This window comes from Vibrio sp. V42_P2S4T144, from assembly GCF_009904715.1.
Taxonomy (GTDB): Bacteria; Pseudomonadota; Gammaproteobacteria; order Enterobacterales; family Vibrionaceae; genus Vibrio; species Vibrio alginolyticus.
This window is the reverse complement of record NZ_WXWS01000563.1, coordinates 1-5,503: the sequence shown is the minus strand read 5'-3', so window position 1 is coordinate 5,503 and position 5,503 is coordinate 1. Positions and strand designations below refer to the sequence as shown.

Annotated in this window: 4 protein-coding genes; 2 read left to right on the top strand and 2 right to left on the bottom strand. The window is 44.0% G+C overall.

From position 1 onward, the window contains the following. Positions 1-45: 45 nt before the first annotated feature. A complete protein-coding gene (fusA, locus tag CAG68_RS18770; protein ID WP_005386444.1) occupies positions 46-2,136 on the top strand; it encodes an elongation factor G in 2,091 nt (696 codons plus the stop codon). A gap of 118 nt (positions 2,137-2,254) precedes the next feature. Here the strand turns inward: fusA and CAG68_RS18765 are convergent, their stop codons facing one another. Then, on the bottom strand, positions 2,255-3,202 hold the full coding sequence (locus CAG68_RS18765; protein ID WP_017820432.1) for a LysR substrate-binding domain-containing protein: 948 nt from the start codon (positions 3,200-3,202) through the stop codon (positions 2,255-2,257). 97 nt (positions 3,203-3,299) lie between these two features. On the opposite strand from CAG68_RS18765, the gene CAG68_RS18760 reads away from it, so the two are divergent. Next, positions 3,300-3,509, top strand: coding sequence for a DUF1127 domain-containing protein (locus CAG68_RS18760; protein ID WP_005380156.1), 210 nt, complete (start codon positions 3,300-3,302; stop codon positions 3,507-3,509). Positions 3,510-3,577: 68 nt separating this feature from the next. Here CAG68_RS18760 and CAG68_RS18755 read toward each other — a convergent pair whose 3' ends face one another. Beyond that, positions 3,578-5,269 carry an AMP-binding protein gene (locus CAG68_RS18755; RefSeq protein ID WP_025768211.1) on the bottom strand — a complete coding sequence of 564 codons (1,692 nt, stop codon included), beginning with the start codon at positions 5,267-5,269 and terminating at the stop codon, positions 3,578-3,580. Positions 5,270-5,503: the final 234 nt, after the last annotated feature.

The following is a 5,503-nucleotide window of genomic DNA, read 5'->3' as shown; positions in this document are numbered from 1 at the left end:
GATATACTCTGCGCGCACTTTATACCTTATTAACAGAGTAAGACAATGACTGATTTATCAAAATACAGAAACATTGGTATTTTTGCTCACGTAGACGCGGGTAAAACTACCTCTACAGAGCGTATCCTAAAGCTAACTGGTAAGATCCATAAGATCGGTGACACTCACGACGGTTCAACTACTACTGACTTCATGGAGCAGGAAGCTGAGCGTGGTATCACAATCCAGTCTGCAGCAACAACTTGTTTCTGGAACGATCACCGTCTAAACATCATCGATACTCCTGGACACGTTGACTTCACTATCGAAGTTTACCGTTCTCTAAAAGTACTTGACGGTGGTATCGGTGTATTCTGTGGTTCTGGTGGTGTTGAGCCTCAGTCAGAAACTAACTGGCGTTACGCTGACGAATCACACGTATCACGTCTGATCTTCGTTAACAAACTAGACCGTATGGGCGCAGATTTCTACAAAGTTGTAGATCAAGTACAGAACGTACTAGGTGCTACACCTCTAGTTATGACTCTACCTATCGGTATCGAAGAAGATTTCGTAGGTGTTGTAGACGTACTAAGCCAACAAGCTTACGTATGGGATGAGTCTGGCCAACCAGAGAACTACGAAGTTCAAGATATTCCAGCAGACATGGTAGAGAAAGCTGCTGAATACCGTGAAATGCTAATCGAAACTGCTCTAGAGCAAGACGAAGATCTAATGATGGCTTACCTAGAAGAAGGCGAAGAGCCATCTCTAGAAGACATCAAACGTTGTATCCGTAAAGGTACTCGTGATCTAGCATTCTTCCCAACTTACTGTGGTTCAGCGTACAAGAACAAAGGTATCCAACTTATTCTTGACGCGGTAATTGATTACCTACCATCTCCAACAGAAGTTGATCCACAGCCTCTAACTGATTCAGAGACTGGTGAGCCAACTGGTGAAGTTGCGACTGTATCTGCAGACGAGCCACTACGTGCTCTTGCATTTAAGATCATGGATGACCGCTTCGGTGCTCTAACCTTTATCCGCATCTACTCTGGTAAGATGAAGAAAGGTGACACAATCCTTAACTCTGCAACTGGTAAAACAGAGCGTATCGGCCGTATGGTTGAGATGCACGCGGACGAGCGTAACGAAATCGATTCAGCACAAGCTGGTGACATCATCGCTGTAGTTGGTATGAAGAACGTTCAAACTGGTCACACTCTATGTGATCCTAAGCACGAATGTACTCTTGAGCCAATGATCTTCCCAGATCCAGTAATCTCTATCGCAGTTAAGCCTAAAGATAAAGGCGGTTCTGAGAAGATGGGTATCGCGATCGGTAAAATGGTTGCAGAAGATCCATCATTCCAAGTTGAGACTGATGAAGATTCAGGCGAAACTATCCTGAAAGGTATGGGTGAACTTCACCTAGACATCAAGGTAGATATCCTTAAGCGTACTTACGGCGTTGAGCTAGAAGTTGGTGCTCCACAGGTTGCTTACCGTGAAACTATCACTCAAGCAATCGAAGATAGCTACACGCACAAGAAACAGTCTGGTGGTTCTGGTCAGTTCGGTAAGATCGACTACCGCATCAAACCAGGTGAGCCAAACTCTGGCTTCACGTTCAAATCAACAGTTGTTGGTGGTAACGTACCTAAAGAATTCTGGCCTGCAGTTGAGAAAGGCTTTGCGTCAATGATGGAGCACGGTGTTCTAGCTGGCTTCCCTACTCTAGACGTTGAAGTTGAACTATTCGACGGTGGTTTCCACGCAGTTGACTCTTCAGCTATCGCTTACGAAATCGCAGCGAAAGGTGCATTCCGTCAGTCTATGCCTAAAGCTGGCGCGCAACTTCTTGAGCCAATCATGAAAGTTGACGTGTTCACTCCAGAAGATCACGTTGGTGACGTAATCGGTGACCTTAACCGTCGTCGTGGTATGATCAAAGACCAACAAGCAGCTTCTACTGGCGTACGTATCAAGGGTGATGTACCTCTATCAGAAATGTTTGGTTACATCGGTACTCTACGTACTATGACTTCTGGTCGTGGTCAGTTCTCTATGGAGTTCTCACACTACGCACCATGTCCAACAAACGTTGCAGAGCAAGTAATTGCTGACGTTAAAGAGCGTAATGCTAAGAAGTAATTCTTAAGTTAACTCTATAACTTGAAAGCCCCGCTTAGTGCGGGGCTTTTTGTATTTAGCAGTCTTATACGCAGAGCGTGTTTGTTTTATTCCTATTTAGCGTTTGTTTTGATGATTGTTATGATGCCGTTCTAGTGCTGTTGCCTTTTAGGTCAATGGTCTTAAAGTCTGGTACCACTGACTTTTCAAATATTTCTATTTCTTCCTTCAACCATTGCGCAAACAATTGAGCTTTAGGTCTTTTTAAGTAGCCTTTTGGCGCACACAAGTAATACGCAAAGTTGGGCTTGATAGCGATATCTCCAATTCGGACCAATTTGCCAGAACGAAAATATTGATGAGCTAAACTGTGTTTTACTAATGCCACGCCTTGAAGTGATAGTGCAGCCTCAAGCACGAGATGTGATCCACTGTATTTTAAGGTAGGCTTTGCTGCGCAGTGACCCAAGGTTGCTAACCACATATTCCAATCAAGATCAGGCCAAACATCTTCAATCAGCTCAGCTTTGCTTAAATCCTCGATGTTATAGATCCCGTGCTCTTTCTGGTACACCGGATGACAAGCTGGATAAAAAGCTTCGTCCATTAGCCATTGTGATTCTAAATTGGGGTACTTTCCTAAACCGTAACGAACACATAAATCTATCTGGCTATCTTGAAAAGACACCAAATCATTGGTTGGTTCTAATAGCAAGGCGATATCAGGGTGACGCTGACGAAAAGCCGTAATTTTCGGGACTAACCAATGATGAGCGAAAGAGGGGAGTGTTGATATCGAAAGGTGGTTCGGGTTTGGATCTTGATTGACTAATCTTACCCCTTGCTGCAAATGAGCAAACCCTCTTTCTGCCTGACTAAACAGTAGCTCTCCCTCAGGTGTGAGCACGATTTTTCTGTGCTGACGAACAAATAGGTCCGTGCCTAAGAACTCTTCTAAATGACGAATTTGCTGACTAATGGCCGCTGGCGTAACAAACAGTTCTTTTGCTGCCGTTTTAAAGCTTCCTTCCTTTGCTGCAACGAAAAAGTAATACAAGCCCTGTAAGGGAGGCATTCGATCTTTCACATTAGTTTTCCTTAACTCTATGGCAGATTCTATCGTTTGAGGATATCAGCGTAGTCGCTGATTATTAAGTGGTCAACATTGTATAGGGATCTTTGAAATGGAAAACATGACACACACTTGTGAGCGTACTATACCTACTGCCCATCAGAGCGGGTTACAGTTAATTTATTCTAAACTGGCGGCTTGGAGAAGGAACTATAAGACACGTCGTCACTTGAGAGAGTTACCAAAGCACCTTTGGGACGATATTGGGTTAGGTGAAAGGGAGATTAGTTGTGAAGTGAGTAAGCCATTCTGGAGAGAGTAGTTTATGAGTTTGATTCAAGCTCAAAGTTAAGTTGCACTCCCCAATGGTGTTGAGGAGTGCAAGCAAAATTACAAGTCTTCTTCCCACACGACCAATTCATCTTTTGGCCAATTGTGGCCTATCTCATGATACTTTTGTTCGAGCACATGACGTTTAATTTTAAGCGTTGGCGTCAGTACGCCATTTTCTATACTCCAAGGTTCTTTAATCATTAACACACCTTTGATTTGCTCATGAGAGGCGAGTTCTTGATTCATCCTGGCAATAACTTTACGTGTGGTACGTGCGTATCGCTCTCGATCAAAGTTAGGGAAGTCATGTGGCACAACCAAAAGAATCGGAGCGGGTAGCCCTAAACCGATGAGACACATCATCTCTACGCGACTGTACTCGAAAAGCTTTTTCTCGATAGGAACCGGAGAGACAAATTTACCTTTGGCGGTTTTGAAGTTATCTTTTTTACGGCCTTGAATCGTTAGATAACCATCTGAGTCGATAGCGCCGATATCGCCTGTGTGTAGCCAGCCCTCTGAATCAAAAGACTCTTGGGTGGCAATGTCATTTTTGTAGTAGCCAGAAAATAGCCCTTTGCCACGCACCATGATTTCATCATCAGCTGCGATTTTTAACTCAATGCCTGGTCCTGCATTACCGACACTACCGATTTTGTCAGCTCTAAATGGGTAGTTGAGCGTGCTGTAGGCAAATGATTCCGTCATCCCCCAAGCCTCTGTGATATCAAGGCCCACTGAGTGGTACCATTCCAACAGCGCTGGCGAGACAGGTGCAGAGCCACAGCCTAATACTCGAGCCTGATCTAAACCTAGACCATCTGCTAGCTTTTTCTTGATCAAAGAATTGACGAATGGGATTTTCAACAGAATATTGAGCTTCTTCTGTGGAAGTTTGTCTTGAATACGTTGCTGGAATAGCGTCCATAATCGTGGGACGGAGATAAACAGAGTTGGTCGGTGCATCTTCACATCTTCGATAAAAGTGTCCAGTGACTCTGGAAATGCTGTTGGCACGCCACCCATAATCGATGAACCGAAGATATAAACACGCTCTGTAATATGAGCGAGCGGTAAATAAGAGAACAATCGGTCGTTTTCTTGGATACCAATATGATTGATCAGTTGCTGAACAGACCAACTGAATGCGCCGTAAGTTAGCATCGCGCCTTTCGGTAACCCTGATGTGCCTGAGGTATACACCAACGACATTAGCTTGTCATCGTAATGCTGCGGACGCTCTTTACTTGGCACTGCATCAGCAATGAGCGCTTGGTATTCGTGCTTACACTTTGGTGCCGTGTCATAAGGTAGAGCGATGCTAATGAGTTCAGGCATAGCATCAATGACTTGCTGAGTTGCTTTGGGATCATCGAGTTTTCCGCCAATGATCGCTTTACTTTCACTATGAGTCACACAGTATTCGATGGTGTCTGCACCGGCGGTAGGAAAGATTGGCACACTGACATAGTCACCAAGCATCATAGCAAGATCGCAAATAAACCATTCTGCACAGTTTTTAGATACTAATGCGACTTTGTCGCCAGGCTTTACACCAAGTGAGCGTAGTGCGCTGACAAGTTTTAAGGCTTGATCTGCAACATCAGAGAATGTGTACTCAACAAATTGTCGGTTAATAATTTGTTTTAGGTAGACCTCATTTGGACGCTCTTGAGCCCATTTGAGGATCATTTCATTTGGTGGTGGGAGAGCGCAACCAGCAGCGCTATTTAGATTCGGCTGATTCATTTTAAGTGACTCCATGTCTTCTCATTGTATTTATAATTGTTAACGCATTGTTAACTTTAGCATGTTAAATCGCGACACGGGAATGCATTTTGATGAAATATGTGGGGAAGATAGCGTTAGTTATGGTTGAAGTCGGAGCGACTCGATCTAAAAAAGCAATGTGATTGATGCTACGCAAAAGAGAACAGGCTTTTCAGCTGTTATGTCATATCGACTTCATACTAAGAGTACAGG

Bases quoted from the DNA above. Each gene is read 5' to 3' on its own strand.
- CAG68_RS18755 (WP_025768211.1), bottom strand. From the start codon at position 5,269: ATGAATCAGCCGAATCTAAATAGCGCTGCTGGTTGCGCTCTCCCACCA.
- CAG68_RS18760 (WP_005380156.1), top strand. From the start codon at position 3,300: ATGGAAAACATGACACACACTTGTGAGCGTACTATACCTACTGCCCAT.
- fusA (WP_005386444.1), top strand. From the start codon at position 46: ATGACTGATTTATCAAAATACAGAAACATTGGTATTTTTGCTCACGTA.